General features: G+C 37.8%; 17 protein-coding genes. 8 read left to right on the plus strand and 9 right to left on the minus strand.

Annotation, left to right across the window (positions count from 1 at the left end):
* Positions 1-126 precede the first annotated feature (126 nt).
* The 7 genes from ACKTTZ_RS09485 (at position 127) to ACKTTZ_RS09515 (ending at position 12,361) form a co-directional block, all read left to right on the plus strand.
* Positions 127-2,358 carry a GH92 family glycosyl hydrolase gene (locus ACKTTZ_RS09485; RefSeq protein WP_407848521.1) on the plus strand — a complete coding sequence of 744 codons (2,232 nt, stop codon included), beginning with the start codon at positions 127-129 and terminating at the stop codon, positions 2,356-2,358.
* Between the two features lie 31 nt (positions 2,359-2,389).
* The gene (locus ACKTTZ_RS09490) at positions 2,390-3,817 is read left to right on the plus strand and encodes a glycoside hydrolase family 125 protein (RefSeq protein WP_407848523.1); all 1,428 of its coding nucleotides are present in this window, start codon (positions 2,390-2,392) and stop codon (positions 3,815-3,817) included.
* A 109-nt stretch (positions 3,818-3,926) separates the two neighbouring features.
* Positions 3,927-6,077, plus strand: coding sequence for an endo-beta-N-acetylglucosaminidase H (locus ACKTTZ_RS09495; RefSeq protein ID WP_407848525.1), 2,151 nt, complete (start codon positions 3,927-3,929; stop codon positions 6,075-6,077).
* A 58-nt stretch (positions 6,078-6,135) separates the two neighbouring features.
* Positions 6,136-8,544: an endo-beta-N-acetylglucosaminidase H gene (locus ACKTTZ_RS09500; protein WP_407848527.1), complete on the plus strand. Its 2,409-nt coding sequence runs from the start codon at positions 6,136-6,138 to the stop codon at positions 8,542-8,544.
* Between the two features lie 130 nt (positions 8,545-8,674).
* Positions 8,675-9,535: an ROK family protein gene (locus tag ACKTTZ_RS09505; protein ID WP_407848529.1), complete on the plus strand. Its 861-nt coding sequence runs from the start codon at positions 8,675-8,677 to the stop codon at positions 9,533-9,535.
* 21 nt (positions 9,536-9,556) lie between these two features.
* A complete protein-coding gene (locus tag ACKTTZ_RS09510; protein WP_407848531.1) occupies positions 9,557-11,839 on the plus strand; it encodes a GH92 family glycosyl hydrolase in 2,283 nt (760 codons plus the stop codon).
* Positions 11,840-11,863: 24 nt separating this feature from the next.
* Positions 11,864-12,361 carry a phosphoheptose isomerase gene (locus ACKTTZ_RS09515; protein ID WP_407848533.1) on the plus strand — a complete coding sequence of 166 codons (498 nt, stop codon included), beginning with the start codon at positions 11,864-11,866 and terminating at the stop codon, positions 12,359-12,361.
* Between the two features lie 377 nt (positions 12,362-12,738).
* On the opposite strand, the gene ACKTTZ_RS09520 is transcribed toward ACKTTZ_RS09515, so the two are convergent.
* The 5 genes from ACKTTZ_RS09520 to ACKTTZ_RS09540 form a co-directional block, all read right to left on the minus strand.
* The gene (locus tag ACKTTZ_RS09520) at positions 12,739-15,444 is read right to left on the minus strand and encodes a TonB-dependent receptor domain-containing protein (protein WP_407848535.1); all 2,706 of its coding nucleotides are present in this window, start codon (positions 15,442-15,444) and stop codon (positions 12,739-12,741) included.
* A 69-nt stretch (positions 15,445-15,513) separates the two neighbouring features.
* Positions 15,514-15,876, minus strand: coding sequence for a hypothetical protein (locus tag ACKTTZ_RS09525; protein ID WP_051934167.1), 363 nt, complete (start codon positions 15,874-15,876; stop codon positions 15,514-15,516).
* Positions 15,877-15,895: 19 nt separating this feature from the next.
* A complete protein-coding gene (locus tag ACKTTZ_RS09530; RefSeq protein WP_253316359.1) occupies positions 15,896-16,540 on the minus strand; it encodes a hypothetical protein in 645 nt (214 codons plus the stop codon).
* 78 nt (positions 16,541-16,618) lie between these two features.
* Positions 16,619-17,305: a response regulator transcription factor gene (locus ACKTTZ_RS09535; RefSeq protein WP_002982671.1), complete on the minus strand. Its 687-nt coding sequence runs from the start codon at positions 17,303-17,305 to the stop codon at positions 16,619-16,621.
* Positions 17,306-17,455: 150 nt separating this feature from the next.
* Positions 17,456-19,000, minus strand: a complete 1,545-nt coding sequence (locus ACKTTZ_RS09540; RefSeq protein ID WP_407848538.1) for a sensor histidine kinase — start codon at positions 18,998-19,000, stop codon at positions 17,456-17,458.
* 201 nt (positions 19,001-19,201) lie between these two features.
* On the opposite strand from ACKTTZ_RS09540, the gene ACKTTZ_RS09545 reads away from it, so the two are divergent.
* Positions 19,202-19,693, plus strand: a complete 492-nt coding sequence (locus ACKTTZ_RS09545; protein ID WP_407848540.1) for an SRPBCC domain-containing protein — start codon at positions 19,202-19,204, stop codon at positions 19,691-19,693.
* A 115-nt stretch (positions 19,694-19,808) separates the two neighbouring features.
* Here the strand turns inward: ACKTTZ_RS09545 and ACKTTZ_RS09550 are convergent, their stop codons facing one another.
* The 4 genes from ACKTTZ_RS09550 to ACKTTZ_RS09565 all read right to left on the minus strand — a co-directional run bounded on the left by ACKTTZ_RS09550 (position 19,809) and on the right by ACKTTZ_RS09565 (position 23,690).
* Entirely contained in the window at positions 19,809-20,150 is a 342-nt protein-coding gene (locus ACKTTZ_RS09550) for a hypothetical protein (protein WP_079240088.1), read from the minus strand.
* Positions 20,147-22,195, minus strand: a complete 2,049-nt coding sequence (locus ACKTTZ_RS09555; RefSeq protein WP_407848542.1) for a S9 family peptidase — start codon at positions 22,193-22,195, stop codon at positions 20,147-20,149. The genes ACKTTZ_RS09550 and ACKTTZ_RS09555 overlap by 4 nt, the downstream gene beginning before the upstream one ends.
* 172 nt (positions 22,196-22,367) lie before the next feature.
* Positions 22,368-23,108 carry a uroporphyrinogen-III synthase gene (locus ACKTTZ_RS09560; RefSeq protein ID WP_034691594.1) on the minus strand — a complete coding sequence of 247 codons (741 nt, stop codon included), beginning with the start codon at positions 23,106-23,108 and terminating at the stop codon, positions 22,368-22,370.
* Positions 23,109-23,120: 12 nt separating this feature from the next.
* The gene (locus tag ACKTTZ_RS09565) at positions 23,121-23,690 is read right to left on the minus strand and encodes a DUF4271 domain-containing protein (RefSeq protein WP_238594340.1); all 570 of its coding nucleotides are present in this window, start codon (positions 23,688-23,690) and stop codon (positions 23,121-23,123) included.
* Between the last annotated feature and the right edge of the window lie 65 nt (positions 23,691-23,755).

Raw genomic sequence — 23,755 nt, forward strand, 5'->3', positions numbered from 1 at the left:
AGTAATATAAAGTTTAGGAAAATAGGTTAATCATCTTAATTTTCCCATTTTCTGGGAATTTTATAATGGTTTTCCTATTTTTAAACCAACTTTTAAACAAAAAAAATCTCCGATACCTCTCTTATCATGAAAAAAGAACTGTTAATCTGCTTTTTTACCACCCTGATTTCTGTAGCCAGTGCCCAGCAAAATAAAAACGATGTTTTATCCTGGGTAGATCCTTTCATAGGCACAGGAGGACACGGGCATACGTTTCCAGGGGCAACTACACCATTTGGGATGATACAGCTGAGTCCGGATCAGAATACAAAAAGTGGCGACTGGGACTGGTGTTCAGGATATCACTACAGCAGCAAAACGATCATGGGCTTCAGTCATAACCACCTGAGCGGAACAGGATGGGCAGACCTTGGAGATATTCTGGTAATGCCTACTGTAGGACAGGTGAAAATGCTTCCGGGATCTGAAGAAAATCCTGAGACAGGTTACCGTTCAAAATTTACACATGATAAAGAAATTGCGTCTCCGGGATATTATTCTGTAATGTTGGACAGCTATGGAATTAAAGCAGAGCTTACTGCTTCCCCAAGAGTCGGATTTCATAAATATACTTTCCCGAAAAGTAGTGAAGCGAATATCATCATTGATCCTACTAATAAAATCTTCGGTAATATCTACCATACTTTAGTGAGTGTGGAAGGCAATAATAAAATCAAAGGGTACTGCTACAGCAATGGCTGGGGAGGTAAACGATTTGCTTACTTCGTGATGGAGTTTTCCAAACCGTTTAAGTCTTACGGCGTGTATGCTGACGGAAAAATTAAAAATGATGAAAAAATTGCCCTTGCCAAAGATGCGAAAGCCTTTGTAAGATTCTCAACAGAAGATCAGGAAAGCATTGAAGTAAAAGTATCTTTATCTCCGGTAAGCACAGAAAACGCACAGGAAAATTTTGATACAGAAGCAACAAATGTTGACTTTGCCAAAGCAAAAGAAACAGCACAAAAAACCTGGAGAGACCTGATCGGAAGATTCCAGGTGACTGGAGGTACGGACAGCCAGAGAAAAATTTTCTATACCGGAGTTTACCATACCTTCATTGCACCAAATTTATACATGGACGTGAATGGAGACTATGTTGCCGCTCAGGAAAACATGAATACCAAATGGTTCACCAACTACAGTACTTATTCTTACTGGGACGGATTCAGAGCAACACATCCATTATTGACCATTATGGATCAGAAACATACAAAAGAATTTGCCAACTCTCTGATCAGCAGATATACAGATCGTAAAGATCATATGCCGATCTGGGAACTTTGTGGATATGATAATTTCTGTATGTTAGGCTATCACAGTGCTTCGGTAATCTGGGATGCCATTTCAAAAGGAGTTCCGGGTATTGATGCAGAAAAAGCATTTGCTGCGATGAAAGATGCTTCTTTAACAGACAAAATGAGCAGCAGCGATGGTGGCGGAGGTCTTAATGATTATATCAAATTAGGCTACACTCCATCAGAAAACGGAGCTTCAGTTTCTGCAACACTGGAATATTCCTATGACGACTGGTGTATTCAGCAGCTTGCAGAAAAATTAGGCAAAAAAGAAGAATCAGAAGTCTATAAAAAACGTTCTATGAACTTCCTGAATACCTTCAATAAAGAAAATAATCACTTCTGGCCAAAACAGAAAGATGGGAAATTCTTAGCAGATTTTACCCTTAACGACTGGAAAAAACTGCAGCCACACTGGGTTTCCGGAAATATCTGGGCGTACGACTTCTTTGTTCCTCATCAGATTGATGAAATGATGAATTTGTATGGAGGAAAAAAAGGATTTGAAGAAAAACTGGACAAAACCTTTACAGAAGCACTTCATATGGAAGGAGAGCAGCATGTAGATATCTCAGGATTCATTGGATCTTTAGGATTCGGAGATGAGCCTGGTCATCATGTTCCATACCTTTACAACTACGCAGGAAGTCCTTACAAAACTCAGAAAATGGTAAAATATATTCGCGACAATATGTACGCAGCTAAACCGGATGGAATCGTGAATAACGAAGACTGTGGTCAAATGTCAGCATGGTATATTTTCTCATCATTAGGATTTTATCCTGTGACACCAGGGAAACCTGTGTATGCCATCGGAGCACCACAATTCCCGAAGGCTTCTTTAAAGCTTGAAAATGGGAAAACGTTCACGGTAATTGCAGACAAAATATCTGACAAGAATATCTATGTACAGAAAATGTTCCTGAACGGAAAAGAATACAAAAGTTGGGAGTTGAATCATAGAGATATCATGAACGGTGGTGAATTGAGATTCGTAATGGGAAGCAAACCAGTAAAATAAGACTAATAAAAATAAACGAAACAAAGTATCAATGGAAAGGAGAAATTTTATTAAAACAAGTGCACTGGCAGGAGCCGGATTGCTGTTTACTCAAAATGTTTTTGCTAAAAATTTAGTGCTGGATGATTTTCCTGTTGTCCGTGTTCCTAAAGATAAAAGACATTTTACCAGTGAATCCGTAGAAAGTGCTATTGCAGCGTTTAAAAAGAAAGTAAAAAACAAAGAGCTGAGCTGGCTTTTTGAAAACTGCTTCCCGAATACATTAGATACTACTGTTTACTATACAGAAACCGGCGGAACACCGGATACCTATGTGATCACTGGGGATATTGATGCCATGTGGCTTCGTGACAGTTCCGCACAGGTTTTTCCTTATCTGCAGTTTTCGAAAAAAGATGAAAAACTACATAAGCTGATCTCAGGAGTAATCCATAAACAGACTACTTTCATCCTGAAAGATCCTTATGCCAATGCTTTCTATAATGATGATCAGAAGATCAGTAAATGGAAAGAATATGACCATACTGATATGAAGCCAGGAACCCATGAAAGAAAGTGGGAAATTGACTCGCTTTGTTATCCTATCCGTCTGGCCTACCATTTCTGGAAAACAACAGGAGATACAAAACCTTTCGATAACAACTGGCTGAAAGGAATTAAGCTTACCCTGCAGACTTTCACAGAACAGCAGAGAAAACATGATCTGGGACCTTACAAATTTGAGCGTACTACAGCTTGGGCAACAGACGGAGTTCCTATGGGAGGATATGGTTATCCAACGAAACCTGTGGGATTGATCAGTTCAATGTTCCGTCCAAGTGATGATGCTACGATCTATGGATTCCTGATCCCTTCTAACTTATTTGCTGTGGTAAGCTTACGCCAGGCTGCGGAAATGGTTTCACAAATTAAAAATGAAAAAACGTTGGCTCAACAACTGAACAGCCTTGCTGATGAGGTAGAAGCAGCCATCAAAAAATACGGAATTTACAATCATCCTGAATTTGGAAAAATCTATGCTTTTGAAGTGAATGGTTTCGGAAGCTACAACCTGATGGATGACGCAAACTGTCCAAGCTTACTGGGACTACCTTATCTGGATGCGGTGAAAGCTGATGACCCTGTATATTTGAATACAAGAAAATTTGTGTGGTCTGAAAACAACCCGTTCTTCTTCAAAGGTAAGCTGGCAGAAGGAATAGGAGGTCCACATATCGGACTTGATATGATCTGGCCAATGAGTATCATAATGAAGGCACTTACTACCAAAGATAAAAGTGAGATCAGATGGTGTATAGATACCTTACAGAAAACGCACGGAGGAACAGGCTTTATGCATGAATCCTTCCATAAAGACGACTCCAAAAAGTTCACCAGAGAATGGTTTGCATGGGCAAATACTTTATTTGGTGAATTGTTATGGAAAACCTTTAACGAAAACCCAGAGCTACTGACATAGCACACCCTTTTATATGGCTTATTCATCTGAGATTCCTTCCCAAAAAAGAAGGTGTCAGGGGAATGCTATATAAAATTCACACACCAAAACACCTTAAAAAAATTATACAATGAAAAAAAAATCCATCTTTACCGCACTGATTGCCATGATGCTTCAGTCTGGTTCTCTGATTAACGCACAACAGCTTAGTCCTACCGGAATTTGCTATGTGGAAGTGAATAACAATAACCTCCTGAATGCTGGAGCGTACAAACTGCAGACATCGAACAGCTATCTGTTTAATGTGGTGAATATTTTTGCGGCCAATATTAATTATGATACCAGCCGTGGTAGAGCTTATCTGTATTCCAATAATAACGTGACCAAGGTTCTTACTAATGCAGATACTTACATAAAGCCACTTCAGCAAAAAGGGATGAAAGTAGTACTTACTATTTTAGGGAATCACCAAGGAGCAGGGATCTGTAATTTTCCTACCCGTGAAGCTGCAAAAGACTTTGCATTACAGTTGGCAAATACAGTAAATACCTATGGTCTTGATGGAATTGATTTTGATGATGAATACTCAGAATACGGAAATAACGGAACAGGGCAGCCTAATGACAGCTCTTTTGTAATGCTTGTTCAGGAGCTCAGAGCCTTATTACCGAATAAAATTATTTCATTCTATTATTATGGTCCTGCCGCTTCTAGACTTTCCTGGAACGGAGCCAGAGTAGGAGATAACGTTAATTACAGCTGGAATGCCATGTACGGAACATTCTCTGCTCCCAATGTACCTCCTCTTACCAAAGCACAAATCTCTCCGGCAGCCGTATGGATGGGAAATACTTCCAATTCTACCACTACCAGCTTAGCTACTCAAACTAAAAATGGAGGGTATGGAGTATTCATGTGGTATGATTTACATGGAACTAATGAGACATCACAGCTTTCAGCAGGAACTCAGACCTTATACGGAGAACCAACTGTTTTAAGCGGTACTTTACAATCATGGACACAAGGAACCAATTGTGATGCACCTATTGGTTTATACACAAGCAACCTTACAGGAACAAGCGCAAAACTAAACTGGTCAGCCGTAGGAACCAATACTTACGATATTGATTATAAACCAGCATCTTCAACAACCTGGACGAGTGCAGTATCTGCAACAAGTTCTACTTCTGTAACTATTTCCGGGTTAACAGCCAATACCGAATATGACTGGAGAATCAGAACCAATTGCAGTGTGAAAAGCGCCTATATGTTTGCACCAAGATTTACAAGCACTTCAGGAACAACGCCTACAGGTTCTTATGCTCTGTCTTTGGATGGAAGCACAGAATCAGGAGCAGCCGGAAGTATGAATCTAAGTGGTTCTGCTTTATCTTTTGAAGGATGGATCAAACCTTCATCATTCAAATCTGCGTCTCCATATATTTCCTCTATCATGGGAACAGAGGTAAGCGACAGCAATTCTGCATTCTTACGATTAGGAGATGCAAGTCTTGCGAATAATAAACTTCAGTTTGTGGTAAGTATTAATAATGTACAGCAAAAATTGGCGTCTGCAACTGCTTTGAATGCCAATACCTGGTATCATGTAGCAGCTACTTATGATGGATCCAATATGAAAATTTACATCAACGGAACTCTGGATGCGACCAAAGCGCAAACCGGAAGTGTGAACTCAACAGGAGCATTCAATGTAGGATATTTATACAACACGTCCAGAAATTTCAATGGAAAAATAGATGAGGTAAGAGTATGGAAACGTGCATTGAGCCAGACGGAAATCAGTCAGAATATGTGTAATGTATCCGTTCCGGCAACTTCACTGGCTGCGTATTGGAAATTTAACGAAGGTAGTGGTTCTACCGTTCAGGATACTTCCGGAAACGGAGTGACTCTAACCTTGACAGGTGTTGATTCTTCTAATTGGGGAACAGATCTGCCATGTACAACAGGAAGTTCAGCATTAGCAAGAACTGCAGGCCAAAAGGCGATCAATGTGGGAGAAACAAATATTAAAAATCAAATAAAACTATACCCTAATCCGGTAAGCAAATCTTCATCACTGACAGTGTCTGTTCCGGATGAATACAGCAAAGGGAAATTGACAGTTTATGATTTTAACGGAAGAATCGTAGATACAAAATCACTGAACTCAGGAGACAATCAATATGAATTGAGCAGAATTTCAGCAGGAAACTATATCGTTCAGTTTGAATCTCATGATGGAAGTTTAAAACAATCTGAAAAACTAATTGTAAAATAACAAACCCAGTCATTGGGCTTCGGCCCAATGATTTTTTCTACTACAAAATTGATATACTATGAGAAAAAAATCCTTTTTTATTCCCCTAATGGCTCTGATGCTTCAGTCAGCTCCGGCACTTAAAGCACAGCAGCTTGATCCTTTGGGAGTCTGCTATGTGGAAGTGAACAACAACAATATGCTGAATGCAGGTTCCTATACTTTGCAGAATACCAACAGACAGCTTTTTGATGTTGCTATTATTTTTGCAGCGAATATCAATTATGATGTTTCTAAAAACCGTGCTTATATCTCAAACAATAACAACGTTACCAAAGTTCTGAATGATGTTAATACCTACGTAAAACCCTTACAGCAAAAAGGAATAAAAGTATTACTGGATCTTTTAGGAAATCACCAGGGAGCAGGAATTTCTAATTTCCCGAACCGTGAGGCAGCTAAAGATTTCGCTCTACAGGTTGCTCATACCGTTTACACTTATGGTCTGGATGGAGTAGACCTTGATGATGAATATGCAGGATATGGAAATAACGGAACGGGACAGCCTAATAACAGTTCTTTTGTAATGCTTTTACAGGAACTGAAAGCGGCAATGCCGGATAAACTGATTACATTCTACTACTACGGTCCGGCTACAACCAGACAAACGTATAATGGAGATTTAGCAGGAAATTATATCAATTATACATGGAATGCCATGTACAGTACGTACAATGCGCCTGTTGTTCCTCCTCTTGATAAATCCAAAATCTCTGCAGCGGCGACCTGGGTACAAAACTCGAATCCAAGCTCTACATCTGCCACTACACTGGCAAGCTTAGCCACGAGCACAAAGAATGATCAATACGGCGTGTTTATGTGGTACGATCTGCCGGGAACCAATGTTGCCAGCTATCTGAGTACTGGATCCAATATTCTTTACAATGAAAATACACTCTTAAGCGGTCAATTGTATTCATGGTCGCAGGGACAGGCTTGTGATCCGCCATTGGGACTTGATGTTTCCAATGTCACAGGAACTTCAGCGCAACTGAACTGGACTTCCAATGCTACCCAGTCTTATAATATTGACTATAAACCAGCTAATTCAACGGTATGGACAAACGTTGCCAATAATTATTCAGGAAATAATATTGTCATCAACAACCTTACCCTGAATACCAATTACGATTGGAGAATCCAGTCTAACTGTTCACCGACATTAACAAGTACTTATATTTTTGCACCAAGGTTTAACTCCGGAAGTGGCTGCACTACGCCATCAGGATTGACTTCCGGAAGTTTCCTTGGTAATACGGCTCAGTTATCATGGGATGCCGGAAATGCAACTTCATATACATTACAGTATAAAACTACAGCTGCCACAACCTGGACTGAAATCCAGAATGTTAGCACCAATTCTTATTCATTACAAAATCTTACCCCTAATACAGCCTATGTGTGGAAGGTACAGGCCTCATGTGCAGGAGGAACTACAAGTACTTATTCAGGAGAAGGATCATTCAACAGTGGTTTCGCTCCGGTTACAAGCCCGGGTGCAAGATCTCTTTCTTTCAACGGAAGCACGCACTATCTTAACGCAGGACAATTTAACCTGAGTGGAAATGCGGTGACCTTTGAAGGATGGGTAAAAGTAAACTCATTTAAATCGGCTTTCCCTTACATCTCATCAGTAATGGGCGTTGAAGTAGGAGATAACAACTCAGCAATGCTTAGATTCGGAGACGGAAACCTGGCGAATAACAAACTTCAGTTTATTTTGAGTTTCGGTTCATCACAGGTAAAATTGAATACAAATACTGCATTCAACACCAATACATGGTATCATATCGCAGCTACTTATGATGGTGCAGCCATGAAAATTTATGTCAATGGTAACCTTGATGCCAGTTTTGCAGTGACAGGCAACTTTACAGCAAACGGAATCCTTTATCTGGGAAGAAACTATGACAATTCCCGTACAATCAATGGTTTCTTGGATGAATTCAGAGTTTGGAAAAAAGCATTAACGCCGCAGGAAATTTTAAGTAACAGCTGTAATGTTCCTGCCAACTCTACCGGTCTTGAAGCCAATTGGAAAATGGATGAAGGAAGTGGTTTAGGAGCTTTAGATGCTACGGCAAATACACATTTTGCAACCCTGATCAATATGACAGATGCGAACTGGAGAACAGACGTTGCCTGCGCAGCATCTCTTGCCGTGAAAGATATAGAATCCGTAAAAGAGAACAGTGTAGTCTATCCAAATCCTGTAAAACGAGGAAATGACATTCATTTTGCCATCAGCGACAATTCGGCAACGGAAGTGGCATTGTATGATGTTTCAGGAAAATTGTTCAAAAAACAGAATATTAATCAAAATAATAACGCAGTGAATACGCAGGATTTAATCAGTGGTACTTATATTTACAAGATTACATCTGTGAACCGTAAAGTACTATCAACCGGTAAAATTATTGTGAAGTAAAAATCAGATAATGAAATAGTTATCGGAACTAATAAAATAGAGTCTGAAATACAAAGCAGATAGACAGAGGCGTACTTCTGTTTGTCTGTTTTTTCAGTCACAGGAGGTGTTGAATTTAAAATAAAAAATAATGCAGAATATAGTAGGAATCGATATCGGAGGCTCTCACATCACGTTGGCTCAGGTAGATGCCGGAAAACGTGAAATCATTTCATCAACCTATGTAAGACAACATGTGGATGCTTTTGAAAACAAAGAAATTATTTTCAATGCATGGGTTTCAGCCATTGAAAAAGTGGCTCATGATCTGGTAAAAGAAGATCTTTTAATCGGTATTGCAATGCCCGGACCTTTCGATTATGAGAACGGGATATCGCTCATGCAGCAGGGAAAATTTATTGATATCTATCAGGTGAATATTAAAGAAGAACTTGCAAAAAGACTGGACATTTCTCAGGAGCAGATTCATTTTGTAAATGATGCCGCTGCTTTTATGGAAGGAGAAGTATTTGGAGGTTGTGCCCAGGGTTTCAACAGTGCTTTTGGAGTGACTCTTGGAACAGGATTGGGAACTACTTTCTTTAACGGAGAATTGGCTACTGATGAAGACTTATGGGATTCTCCTTTCAGAGATTCTATCAGTGAAGACTATCTGGCGACACGCTGGTTTGTGAATCATTATAAAGAACTGACCGGAGAGGAAATATCTGGAACCAAAGATTTGTTGGATAAACCTGCAGAAATACAGACTCAAATGTTTAACGATTATGCAGACGCCTTTTCTGAGTTTATTGTCAGATATGTAGATCATTACAAACCGGAAGTTTTAGTTATAGGAGGGAATATTGCCAAAGCTTATCCTTATTTTGAACAAAGATTTATTCAGAATTTAACAAAGAATAATATTAACTTGCAGGTTAAAATTTCCGCCATTTTTGAAGATGCCGCTATTCTTGGAGCTGCAAGCTATGCATTAAAAAAGCGTATATAAATTAACAAACGAAAAGATACAATGAAGTTTATATTTTCTACTTGCTTACTGTTATTACAGGCCTGGGCGTTAGGTCAGAACGTATCTCCCGTAGATTATGTGAATCCTTTGATGGGAACACAATCCAAACCTTCATTATCCAATGGAAATACTTATCCGGCTGTCGGACTTCCCTGGGGAATGAATATCTGGACACCGCAGACCGGTAAAATGGGTGACGGATGGGCATATACCTACGATGCAGATAAAATAAAAGGATTTAAACAAACCCACCAGCCATCTCCCTGGATGAACGATTATGGCGCATTTGCCATCATGCCGGGAGTTGGAAAAGTGAAATTTAAAGAAGACGAAAGAGCAAGCTGGTTCAGCCATAAAGCTGAGGTTACAACGCCTTATTTTTATAGTGTTTATCTGGCGGATATCAATGTTACTACAGAATTTACACCTACAGAAAGAGCTTCTTATTTTAAATTCGATTTTCCAAAGACGGACAGCGCTTACGTAGTGGTTGATGCATTAAACAAAGGTTCTTATATCAGGATTTTACCAAAAGAAAGAAAAATCCTGGGATACACAACGAGATATTCTACCGGGAAATATGAGAACTTTAAAAACTACTTCGTTATTCAGTTTGATAAAGATTTTGAACTGACAAAAACCTGGAAAGACGATAAACTGGTGAACGATCAATTAGAAATTACCAGTGATCACACCGGAGCTGTAGTAGGATTTAAGCTTAAAAATAAAGAAACGGTTTATGCAAAAGTAGCCTCTTCATTCATCAGCTTTGAACAGGCAGAACTGAATCTGAAAAGAGAAATCGGAAACAAAAATTTTGAACAGGTAAAAACCGATGCTAAAAATATCTGGAATAAAACTTTAGGAAAAATAGAGGTAAAAGGAGGAACTGATCAACAGATGAGAACCTTTTATTCCTCTTTGTACAGGACTTTATTTTTCCCACAGAAATTATATGAAATTGATGCTCAGAATAAAATAAAACACTGGAGTCCTTACAACGGCAAAATTGCAGACGGAAGAATGTTTGCAGGAACCGGTTTTTGGGATACTTTCCGTGCTCTATATCCTTTCCTGAATCTTGTCTATCCAAGTATCAACGTAGAAATGCAGGAAGGATTGGCCAATGCTTACAAAGAAGGAGGTTTCTTACCAGAGTGGAGCAGCCCGGGATATTCTGATATTATGATTGGAAATAATTCTGCGTCCGTAGTAGCAGATGCTTACATCAAGGGACTTCGCGGATATGATACAGAAGCGCTTTGGCAGGCAGTAAAACACGGAGCAAATAATGAAGGTCCTATAGAAGCTGTAGGCCGTGCAGGAGTAGAATATTACAATAGATTAGGTTATGTACCTTACGATGTAAAAATCAATGAAAATGCAGCCAGAACATTGGAGTATGCTTATGATGACTTTTCAATTTATCAGTTAGGAAAAGCACTGGGGAAACCTGCTTCTGAAATTGATATTTATAAAAAAAGAGCTTATAATTACAAAAATGTATTTGATAAGGAAACAGGTTTAATGCGTGGTAAAAATAAAGATGGCAATTTCCAGAAACCTTTCAATCCTTTTAAATGGGGAGATGCTTTCACAGAAGGAAACAGCTGGCATTACACATGGTCGGTTTTCCAGGACATTGATGGTCTGGCAGAACTGATGGGTGGTAAAAAGAAATTTGAAGCCAAATTAGATGAAGTATTCTCATTGCCACCTGTTTTTGATGACAGTTATTATGGAGGAGTGATCCACGAGATCAGAGAAATGCAGATCATGAATATGGGGCAGTACGCGCACGGAAATCAGCCTATCCAGCACATGATTTATCTGTACAACTATGCAGGAGCACCTTACAAAACACAATATTGGGCTAGACAGGTGATGAATAAATTATATCATGCAACACCGGACGGATATTGCGGTGATGAAGATAACGGGCAGACTTCTGCGTGGTATATTTTCTCAGCACTAGGTTTTTATCCGGTAACACCTGCAACGGATCAATACGTGTTGGGAGCACCATTATTTAAAGAAGCTACCATCCATTTGGAAAATGGTAAGAAAATTGAAATAAAAGCTCCGGAAAACAATGCAGATAATTTATATGTAAAATCATTGAATGTAAACCAGCAGTCTTATTCCAAAAACTGGCTGAGCCATAAAGAACTGATGAAGGGAGCCGTTTTAGACTTTAAAATGGATAGCAAGCCCAACAAAGAAAGAGGTTCACAGGAAAAAGATTTTCCTTATTCAATGTCAAAAGAAGAATCAAATAAATAAATTTTAAATTAAAAATATAGCTGTATGAGTACAGAAAAAAAAGAAATATTCGATAGAGTAGAAGGCATGCTGCAGACACAAGGTTTTAACATCGCAGCAAAAGACGATACAAGACCATGGGGAGGATTCTTTGTGATTGATGAAACACAGGCACAGGATTTTGCTAACCAATATTTCGATGGGATTGATGTAGACAACCTGAGAATAGGAGGGAAGCTAAGCCCGAAAATTCTTATTGTTGCTCCGGAAGCAAGATTAAGCTGGCAATATCACCACAGAAGAGCCGAAATCTGGCAGGTAGTAGAAGGAACGGTAGGAATCAAAAGAAGCAATACCGATGAAGAAGGAGAACTGGGAGAATATGGTCCAAAAGATCAGGTGAAACTTCAACAGGGAGAAAGACACAGATTAATTGGTCTTGCAGGTTGGGGAATCGTAGCTGAAATCTGGCAGCATACCGATGCATCCAATCCTTCAGATGAAGATGATATCGTAAGAGTACAGGATGACTTTGGAAGATAAATAAAAAAATCCGCTTCATTGTGGACTGCCCCCAAAAAGTTAGACACTTTTTAGGGGCATTTTTTATGTATAAAAAAGAAAAATTTAGCGTGGCTTTCAAAACTTTTTATTGTCCTTTGTTATTCATGCTGAATTTATTAGCTAATGGCAAAAAATAAACCTTATAGGTTTCTGAAACCTATAAGGTTTTTGTGTATTCAGATTTTATCCTCAATAAGATAAAAACTTTACTTGGTTGTAGGTACTCCAAGCATCATTCTTCCAGCTTTCCGCTTTTAAAACGTTGTCTCTTATTAAGAGTTTACCTGTAATTTATCCCATATAAGAACTTTATAGGCTAATAGCACTCCAAGCATCATTCTTCCAGCCTCCAGCCTTTAAAATGTCACATCCAGTCCCACATAGAAGTTCGCCTTCATAATCGGAGCGTATACCATTCCACCATCAAAATAATTTCCGAAAGGATTTTTAAAATCTACAATCGCATTTTTCTGATAGTAAGAAGTAAGGTTTTCGCCACCTAAATAAGCTCTGATCTTTTTATTGAAATTTCTTGAGATTTGAGCATTAAGAACTGCATAAGATTCTGAATAAGTCGGTAACTGAAACTCTGCAGGATTACTTGAAGTATCAGGAAGCCTTTGTTTTCCAACCCAGTTTAAAGTCGTATCAAAGCTCCAGAATCCACCATTATCGTTCTTATTGGTTGAATAGGCCAGGTTTACAAATCCTCTGTGCTTCGCCATAAAAGGAACTTCTCTTCTTCCACCGATATAATCAGCCTGCACATCATAATATTTATAAGCAAGTCTTACTTCAAGATTTTTTACAGGCATGAAATCCCATTGGGTCTGGAATGAATTCGCAAATGATTTTCCATCCAGATTATAGAATGTCAGCTGTTGAGGAGACTTATCCAAATCTACCAATACCTGATCCTGGAAATCTGTTCTGAAGAAGTCAGCAACAATGCTTGATTTTCTTCCGAATAATTTAAATTCCTGTTGTAAGCTCGCCCCATAATTCCATGCAATTTCAGGTCTTAATCCATAAATATTTCCTCCATTAGATAAAATATTGATAGCTCTGTTCGATGCAAAATACTGCTGGCTTTCCGCAAATACATTCGCTGTTCTGAATCCTCTTCCCGCAGAAAGTCTTAAAATAGTCTGAGGAGTGAAATCATACTTGAAATTAAGTCTTGGCGTAAACTGAGTCCCTGCCAGATTGTGAAAATCTACTCTTGAACCTGCTACTAAAGTATATTTTAAACCAGTTAAAGTATATTCAGCAAAAATCCCCGGAACAATTTCATTTCTTCTCATATCATTCAGCAAATACGTTTCTTTATAGCCATCATATAAGAAACTTGCTCCAGCCTTATACTTGTGGTTGGTATTCCCGATGATGCTTTCAAAAATTAAATTGGAATAATACGTGTGCTGCTGCCCTGCATAATTTCTCAATCCGAAGAAGCTGTCCTGCTGATGGTAAACATATTGGTTCATCCATCCGATACTCTGGTAAGGTTTTCCTTTAAAAACATACCCTGTCTTATTCCAGACCTGGAATCTTGAAATATCGATTCCTACCCCATAAAAAGGTTGCTTGTCCTGACCCAATTTTTTATCAAATCCAATCTGTCCTGCAGTTCTTTCATCCCGGATAAAATTAATTCCGAAGTGAGACCCGAATCCAGACTTTTCAAGATCATTATAATTCAATAAATACGCTGCGTTGATCTGCGTTCCTTTCGGTCTGTCCAGAAAACCGTCATGGTTCATATCGGTATTTCCAAATGTTCCGTTTCCATGAAGAAGGAAAGTCTGTGACCATTTCTCGTTGATAGGAGAAACATTGGTAATATTGATTTCTGCTCTTCCATTAAAGTCAGAAAAAAGGTTCAGAGAAGTCTCTGGAGTCTTTGCATTCTTCAGAAGTTCAGTGTTGATCTGTCCTGTGATACTTTCGTAGCCGTTGGTCACCGTACTTCCTCCTTTAGTAAGCTGAATACTTTCAATCCATCTTCCCGGAATAAAATTTAATCCATAGGCAGAAGCCAACCCTCTGATTTCAGGCAGCTGTTCCTTCGTTAAGCTGGTATATTTTTGATCCAGACCCAGCATTTTTAACTGTTTTGTTCCCGTAACCGCATTGCTGAAAGAAACATCTACCGTTGCATTGGTTTCGAAGCTCTCAGAAAGATTACAGCAAGCAGCCTTTAACAACTCTTTTTTATCAATATTAAAAACAAGTCCGGCTTCTTTCTTGCTTAAAGCTGTAGCTGCCTTTGAACCCGTTACAACAACTCCGTCGATATTTTTTTCATGCTGAGAATGATCCTCTTTAGCTGGTGAAGTCTCATTGTCTTTATGATCTTCATGCTTTGTTGCTTCCTCGTAATGCACTTTTGGATTGGGTTCACCAAAAGTAAAGTCTCTGTCATATAAGCAACATCCCGGAAGTCCGTTGTAAACTGCATCAGAAGCTTTGTATTTTTCATTATCATGACCGGCATCAGCAATAGCCTTTAAAATCTTATCTGATGAGGTTTTTGAAGGATCAAAATTTAAAGTAACCGTTTGTTTTTCTGCATTCCATTCTGCGGTATTGGCTCCGGCATCTTTGGACGCTTTTTCAATTCTGGCTTTACAAGAAGCGCAGTTTCCTCTAACATAGAATTCATTCTCTTTTTTAGTGGAAATAGCGGCACTTACATGATGCTCATGGCTTGTTTCTGCTTGGGAAGGCTTTGCATCTCTTTCGTAATGGCAACATCCCGGAAGTCCTTCATAGGTTGTATCAGACGCTTTGAATTTCTCATTATCATGACCTGCTTCTGCTACCTTTTTTAGAATGTCATCGGCAGATGCTTTGTCTGTTTCAAAGGTTAATGTTTGAAGATCAATAGAGTAAACCGCTGTTTTGGCACCTGCTTTTTTAGCGGCACTTTCAATTCTTGTTTTGCACATTTCACAGTTCCCTTTTACCTTGAACTGATTTTTTGAAAGTGTTTGAGCAGATATAAATTGTGTAAATAGGAATAATGCACCAAGTATCAACCTGGAAATAGGTAATTTCATTTTGTTTAAAAGTTTAAATTAATTAAAAAACAGTTCATTATAATACATAATGAACCCTTGATGTTTTAATTAACCTATCTTGGGCGGCTGCCAGATTTCCTTTAAACGATCTGAAAGATAAGGATCTGAATAGTGAAACTGAGAATTCTTATTCGCTTTGTAATAAGATAGTTCCAGACGTAGATTCTTTGAGAAAGGAGTTTCAATAAAAGTGTAGCAGGCAATACATGATGAGCAGCAGTCATCTTTACATGATTTTGTTTTATCATGATTGCTGTCCTTTTTTGAAGAATGATTTTTACAGCAGTCCATTTTCTTGGAAGACTCTGCTTTACAGCATGTTTCCTGTGCACCTTGCGCATAGAAATTATCCTTGGGAATCAGAAAGACTCCCAGGCAAAAAACTATTGCAAGTATGTGAAACAGCTTCATCTCTGCAAAAATACAAAATTTATGGCAAAGGATCACCAACTTTTAGAGAGCAGCTATGCCAAGGTTCTCCATGTGCCGGATTCAGTTTGGGCTTTTCACCCATCGCCAGATTCTGAGCAGCAGGTGCAGGGGCAGGACTTGGAGAAGGCTGGACTACATTTTGTGCCGGCTGTGGTGCAGGAGCTGGTTTACTGTTTAAGGGTTGGCCTACGGGAATATCACATCGGTGTCCGGGCTGTCCGTGGGGAGGATTCATTCCCGGAGCGGTTTTTACCTGTTTTCCGTTGTTATCAAGGGTGATTTTTCCTGGTGATACAGCATTGGGATCAATTTGGATTGTATTCCCTCCATTCACGTTTACATTTTGCGTAGCTGGAGTAGCTGCTGCTGGAGCACCATTCAGAGGTTGTCCTACCGGAATATCGCATCGATGCCCAGGTTGCCCGTGTGGAGGATTCATTCCTGGAGCTGTTGCCATAGGAGCAGGAGTAGAGTTGGATTGGATGCCTGCCTGATCCATCAGAGCAGTTTTTGAGGTGGTATTTAGGGCTACGTTGGGCTGGCCAGCGTTGGCTTCTTCTTTTAAATAAGTAGCTCTTTCATCCTTTTTACAAGATGCAGCTAATAGTGATACGGCGATCAAACCTATAAATGTATTCTTCATATCCATGGGTATGAAACAAAATTAGCAAAACATTTCCAATTGTTTTGCTAATTTTATACTTATAATTTGATTTTTGGATTAATTTTTTACCAAAAGTCTAAATCCTTCTCCGTGAACGTTGATAATTTCCAATCCTTCGTCGTCTTTTAATAGTTTACGAAGCTTTGCGATATATACGTCCATACTTCTTGCAGTAAAGTAATTTTCTTTTTTCCAGATCTTTCTTAAAGCAAGATCTCTCGGCATAAAATCATTTCTGTGGATGCAAAGAAGTTTTAATAATTCATTTTCTTTAGGAGAAAGTTTGTATTCTTTATCACCTACTTTCAGCTGTCTTAGCATAGAGTCAAAGAAAATATTGCTGATTTTAAACTGCTCCTGCTCTTCATTTTCCAATGTAGAACTTCTCTGAAGAATAGCTTTTATTTTGTATAAAAGAAGTTCAGTGTCAAATGGTTTTGTGATATAATCATCTGCGCCCAGCTGATATCCTTTCAAGATATCTTCTCTCATGTTTCTTGCAGTAAGGAAAATGATAGGTGTATTTTTATCAATCTTTTTTACGTCTTCCGCTAATGAAAATCCGTCTTTTTTAGGCATCATTACGTCAAATATGCAGATATCGAATTCATTTTCTGTAAATTCTTTTAGTCCCTGCTCCCCATCAGTGGCAAGAGTTACTTCAAAATTATTGATGGTCAAATAATCTTTAAGCACCGCCCCGAAACTCTGATCGTCCTCTACTAATAATATTCTGTTGCTCATAATTTTAATAATTAAAAATTAACAATTAAGAATGAACTTCCTCACTCTATCTTCTATATTTTGATATTTGGTTTAACCTTTTTATTTTTATAATTGATAAACGATCATTGATAAACGATCATTGATAACTGATCATTCATCATTTGCATTCTATCCCATTGGCAGCTTTATCGTGAACGTACTTCCATTACCTTTATGAGAGTCTACAATAATCTGTCCTTTGTGCAGTTCTACAATTTTCTTCACGTATGAAAGACCTAATCCCTGTCCTTTTACATTGTGTATATTTCCGGTTTCTTCTCTAAAGAATTTTTCGAAAATTTTGGTTTTATTCTGGGTGTCCATTCCCATTCCTTTATCGGAAATTTCAATCACATACCAGTGTCCCTCATTTCTTGTTTCCACATGTATTTCCGGTGCTTCAGGAGAATATTTGTTGGCATTATCAAGTAAATTCACCAGCATATTGGAGATGTGGAATTCATCTATCTTAAAATTATAATGAGTAGCATTGAACTTCTGCGTAAGCGTTCCGTTTCTTTGCTGTACAATCAGATTGAAAGATTCTGTAGTTCTTTTGATCAATTCTCTTACATTGGTTTCTTTTAAGAATAATTCCACTTCATTTCTTTCAAGCTTGGACATGTTAAGCACATTTTCCACCTGCTTTTTCATTCTTAAGTTCTCCTGCTTGATCAGTTCGGAATAGTATTTTACCTTATCCGGATTGGTGGCAATTTTATCATTGGCCAAAGAATCCGTGGCTACAGAAATGGTTGCCAATGGTGTTTTAAATTCATGAGACATATTGTTGATGAAGTCTGTTTTCACTTCAGCAAGCTTCTTCTGCCTCATCATATAATTAATGGATATAATATAAATCCCAAGAATGGTAAGGAGAGAAAGGAATGTTCCTAACAACATCGGCCAGTTATTCATCGCCAGTGAATATTCTTTTTTAGGGAATACCAATGCAAGACTGTATAACGTGTTTTTCTTATCAGCAAAAAGAGGAAAGCTATAGGTATTGCTGTCCTTTTTTTCTTTGTAAGCCTTATTGGCAATGCTGGTAAGCTTATTATTACGATCCAGAACTCCATATCCGAACTTGGCCGTAATACCTCTTATTTTAAGCTCTTTGGCAATAACAGAGTCAAGTGTTTTCGGATCCACTCTTTTGGTAATAGGAAGGTTATTTCCATACACTTTCACAAATTCTTTCATGGAGTAATCTCCTGTTTCAATCTCCTGATTGATGTCTGTGGTAAGAAGTTCGCGATTGGTGGTATCTCTTTTTATTTTATATGCAGCCTCATCTGTATACAAAGTGGTCAGCTTAATAGAATCTCCTTTTTGGGAAATCGGAAGTTGTGTTTTTTCAATAATATTTTTGGAGTAAATAATCTGTCTTTGTGTACCAGAGTCTTCAACTTGTTGGATTGTAGTTAAAGACGGCTGTTTGCTGTTTGCCAGAATATTTTTTCTGAAATCTTTATAATCCTGATTCAGGTATTTGTCCGCTTCTATCTCTTCAATACTTTTTGAAGTACTTTCCAAAACCGCATACACTTTATTTGAAAAATCCTGTTCCAGTACTCCGTAATAGCCTTTCAACCAATAAAATTGGAGCGTTACGAAGACAATCAGTGAGATTGTCATAAACACTGAAATTATTGGGATGAATTTATTATTCATTATTTAATTATATAGGTTTTGAAAAAATGAATGTTAAAATTAATTGTTTTAAGAGTACCTAAACAAAAAACGAGCCAAAAAATTGTTTTTTTTTTCTTAAAAGAGTGTTTTTTAACAATTATTTATGAATTTTCTTTTAGTTGTCATATGAAAAGTCCCTTTCAATAAATAAAGTGCTAACTTTATTAAAAATAAATATTTATGGAATCTAATATCATTTTCAACAAAGATTTTGATGCGTCCAGCACTTATGTGATGAAGATTTATAAGGCTGATGTTTCAACAGTGTGGAAGTATTTTACAGAAGCCGAATTATTGGATCAATGGTGGGGACCTAAGCCGTGGAAATGTGAAACGGTAAGTCAGGATTTCAAAGAAGGTGGGATCTGGATGTATACCATGGTAGGACCAAATGGTGAAAAAGGACCGATGTATTCTCAAACTCAATACGGAGAAATTACAGAACACAGAAGTCTTGAGTGGATGAGTGCTTTCTGTGATGAGAAAGGAAATATTAATGAAGATTTTCCAAGGTCAAAATGGTTAATCGGTTTTACTGGAGTGGAAGAGGGAACGAAAGTAACCATCAATATCCATTACCATTCTCCTGAAGTCATGAAAAAGCTCATGGACATGGGATTTGAAGAAGGATTTAAAATGGGACTGAATCAACTTGAAAAATTGATTGGATGAATTTGAGTGTATAGAAATACAGTTATTTATAAAAATAGGGTTTTCCATTGGAAAACCCTATTTTTATTTATTGACAGGGATTAGCTTCCTGCTTCATTCTTCAAGACTCCAGCCTTTATAAAAGCTCTTCTTCCTGAAAGTACTGGATAATTGCCTTTTTCATAAGCAAAGTCTGCTCATTAGGTTTTAATTCCGGAAGTTCTTCCAGGCTTTCAAATTGTGGCCATCCGTCTTCATAGTGGGTAAATTTATAATATCCAAAAGGTTCTAGCAGTCTGCAAACCGCAATGTGAATCAGGTTTACCTTGTCTTCTTTTGTGTATTTTTGCTGGCCGCTTCCCAACTCCTGTAACCCTATCAGAAATAAAAGGGTTTCAATGGGCGGATTCTTCTCAGTCTGAAAATTATCTTCGAAGAACTGTTCTATTTTTTTCCAATATTCGGATTCGTTAATCATTCTTTTTGATTTTCTAATTTTAATAAAAATGCGAATTCCAACGCATCTTCCTTCAGAGATTCAAATCTTCCGCTTGCTCCTCCGTGTCCGGAGCTCATGTCAGTTTTAAATACTAACATATTATCGTTTGTTTTTAGCTCTCTCAGTTTTGCCGTCCATTTTGCCGGTTCCCAATACTGCACCTGAGAGTCATGGAATCCTGTAGTGATCAGCATGTGAGGGTAATCTTTAGCTTCTACATTATCATAAGGAGAATAATCTTTCATATAATGATAATATTCTTCGTCATTTGGATTTCCCCATTCATCATATTCCCCGGTTGTCAAAGGGATTGTATCATCAAGCATCGTAGAAACAACATCTACGAATGGCACCTGTGCTACAATTCCGTTGAATAACTGAGGCTCATAATTCACCACAGCACCTACCAACAGTCCTCCGGCACTTCCTCCCATCGCATACATGTGTTTTGATGAAGTATAATTTTCCTTAATTAAATATTTTCCTGCATCAATAAAATCAAAGAATGTATTTTTCTTAAACAGCATTTTTCCGTCTTCATACCATTCTCTTCCCAAATATTCTCCACCACGGATATGCGCAATAGCATAGATGAAACCTCTGTCCAGTAAAGATAATCTTACATTTGAAAAGCTGGCATCAACGGTATGTCCGTAACTTCCATATCCATACAGAAGAAGCGGAGTGTCAGCAGACTTTTTGGTATTTTTATGATATACTAGAGAAATAGGAACTTTAGTTTTTCCATCTCTGGAGTCGGCCCAGATTCTTTCTGAAATATAATTTTCAGGAACAAACTTTCCACCCAAAACTTCCTGTTGCTTCAGTAATTTTGTAGTCTTGTCCTTCATATTATACTCATAAGTGGAGCTAGGCTGTGTAAGGGATGTGTAGCCGTAACGTAAAATCTCTGTATCAAATTCCAGATTGATCCCGATATATGCTGTATAAGTAGGATCGGAGAAAGGTAAGTAATAAGATTCCTGTGTCTTTTCATCAATAATTTTGATCTGAAGCAGTCCTCTTTCTCTTTCTTCCAACACCAGATAATCTTTGAAAATTTCAAAACCTTCCAGTAAAACTTCTGCACGGTGCGGAATAACATCAATCCAGTTTTCCATACCGCAGTTATCAATCTTTGCCTTTACAATCTTGAAATTGATGGCATCGTCCGCATTGGTAATGATGTAAAACTCATCTTCATAATGCTCTACAGAATATTCAAGGTCATCTATTCTTGGCTGGATCACTATCCATTCTGCAAATACATTATCAGAAGGGATAAAGCGATGTTCATCAGAAATAGTGCTTGAGCTTGCAATGAAAATATATTGTAACGATTTTGTTTTAAATACATTAACATCGAAAGTATCATCTTCTTCATGGAAGATCAGTACATCCTCTGCAGAATCTGTTCCCAGCTTGTGTCTGTACACCTGAAATGCGCGAAGACTTTTATCTTTTCTGATGTAAAAAATATGCTGGTTATCATTCGCCCAAACAGCTTTTCCTGTCGTATTAGGAATAGTGTCTGGCAGGATTTTTCCGGTTTTTAAGTTTTTAAAATTAAGCGTATAAATTCTTCTTCCTACATCATCAGAAGAAAAAGAAGCCAGTTCGTTGCTGGGGCTTACGGCAACACTTCCTACTTCGAAAAACTCTTTGCCTTCTGCCAGAATATTAACGTCGAGTACAATTTCCTCTTCATTGTCGAGGCTTTTGTGCTTTCTGCAGAAAATAGGATATTCCTTACCTTCTTCATAACGTACAATATACCAGTATTCATTAAAGAAATAAGGAAGAGACTCATCATCCTTTTTATAACGGGCTTTCATCTCTTCGAAAAGCTCTTCCTGAAGGGCTTCCGTATCTTTCATGATGAATTCTTCGTAGGCATTTTCTTCCTCAATATATTTGATTACTTCAGGGTTTTCCCTTTCATTCAACCAAAAGTAATTATCGGTTCTTATATCGCCGTGGGTTTCCAGTATTTTTTCTATTTTTTTTGCCTGTGGAGCTTTCATCCGGGGTATTTTATTTTTTTTATTGAATAGAATAGGTCTTTATACTTTTCTTCTGAAAGTAAGTAATTTAAGCAGAAATCCTTTCAATATTAATTTTTGTTCAAATTTAGGTAAAAAAAAACCATCTTTCCTTTATTGAAAAGATGGTTCATTGTATTTTTATAATTAAAGACTATTTGTGAAGTGCTTTAATATACTTTTCAAGGGCCATTGTCATAGAAGGAGTTTCCTTCGTAGGTGCCATTAAATCTACTTTTAATCCTGCTTCTTCTGCAGCTGCCAAAGTCGTGTTTCCAAAAACTCCGATCTTTGTTTCATCCTGCTTGAAGTCAGGGAAATTTTGTTGTAGTGATTTTATTCCCTGCGGACTGAAGAAAATCAGCATGTCATAATCTTTAACATTGATATCTGTAAGGTCGCTGCATACGGTACGGTACATAATTGCTCTTGTCCAGTCTACATTAGATGCATCCATGGTTTTTACAATATCCGGACTCAAAACATCTGAAGATGGCAACAGATATTTTTCAGTTGGGAATTTTTTGAAAAGAGGAAGCAGATCTGAGAAGTTTTTCTCCCCAAAGCTGATTTTTCTTTTTCTGTACACAATATGCTTTTGAAGGTAGTTGGCAATTGCTTCCGACTGGCAGATATATCTCATTGTATCCGGAACGGCAAAACGCAATTCCTCTGCTAGTCTGAAGTAATGGTCAATCGCATTTTTACTGGTAAAAATAATACCGGTATACTGCGTCAGATCTATTTTCTGTGTTCTGAGCTCTTTATTGTCAACCCCTTCGACGTGGATAAATGGACGGAAATCAATCTTTATTTTTTCCTTCTTCGCTATATCCAAATATGGAGAAGACTCACTAGGCGCTGGTTGAGAAACCAATATAGACTTTATTCTCATCATTGACTTTTATTAAAAAAATAACAACTTCCAAAGCAATAATAATGGTGCGATTTGGAGGGTGCAAATATACAAAAATTTATAATACCATTTCTCGGGAAGAATCTTGTTCTTGTGAAATAAATAGAAAAAGACTTTGAAAATGAATACAAAAGCAAAGAAGCAGAAATAATATAAAAACATTTTATTTCTGTCTATCGGGAAGTAATAATGGGCTACACAAAGAATTATTAGCAAAAATGAAAGAATGAAATAAAATTTTGTGGAGGTAAAATAAAAAATAGTCCATTTTTTTCCATCCCCTATGCTTTGGTAAAATAGAAATCCTAATGTTGACTTTGTTAAATAAAAAAGAAGCACTGCCAGCAATGTATATCCAAATTTATTAAGCTGATATCCCAGAAGCTGAAGATCTGCAATATATTTCGGTACGATAGGAACGTACTGTGAAATTAATACAGACAGGGTAAGTGTCGTTACACAGGACGTGATAATCCAGCTGGGAAGGTTGTTGCTTGCATCAAAATATTTCTGAAGCAGAAAATCTTTGAGGCTGGCATCTCTTTCTATGACGTTCATCATAAAAACATATAAAAATATACAGCCCACAAGGATAAAGATTACCCAATCATTGTTCTCAGGTATTC

This window comes from Chryseobacterium sp. KCF3-3 (assembly GCF_045865955.1).
Classification (GTDB): domain Bacteria; phylum Bacteroidota; class Bacteroidia; order Flavobacteriales; family Weeksellaceae; genus Chryseobacterium.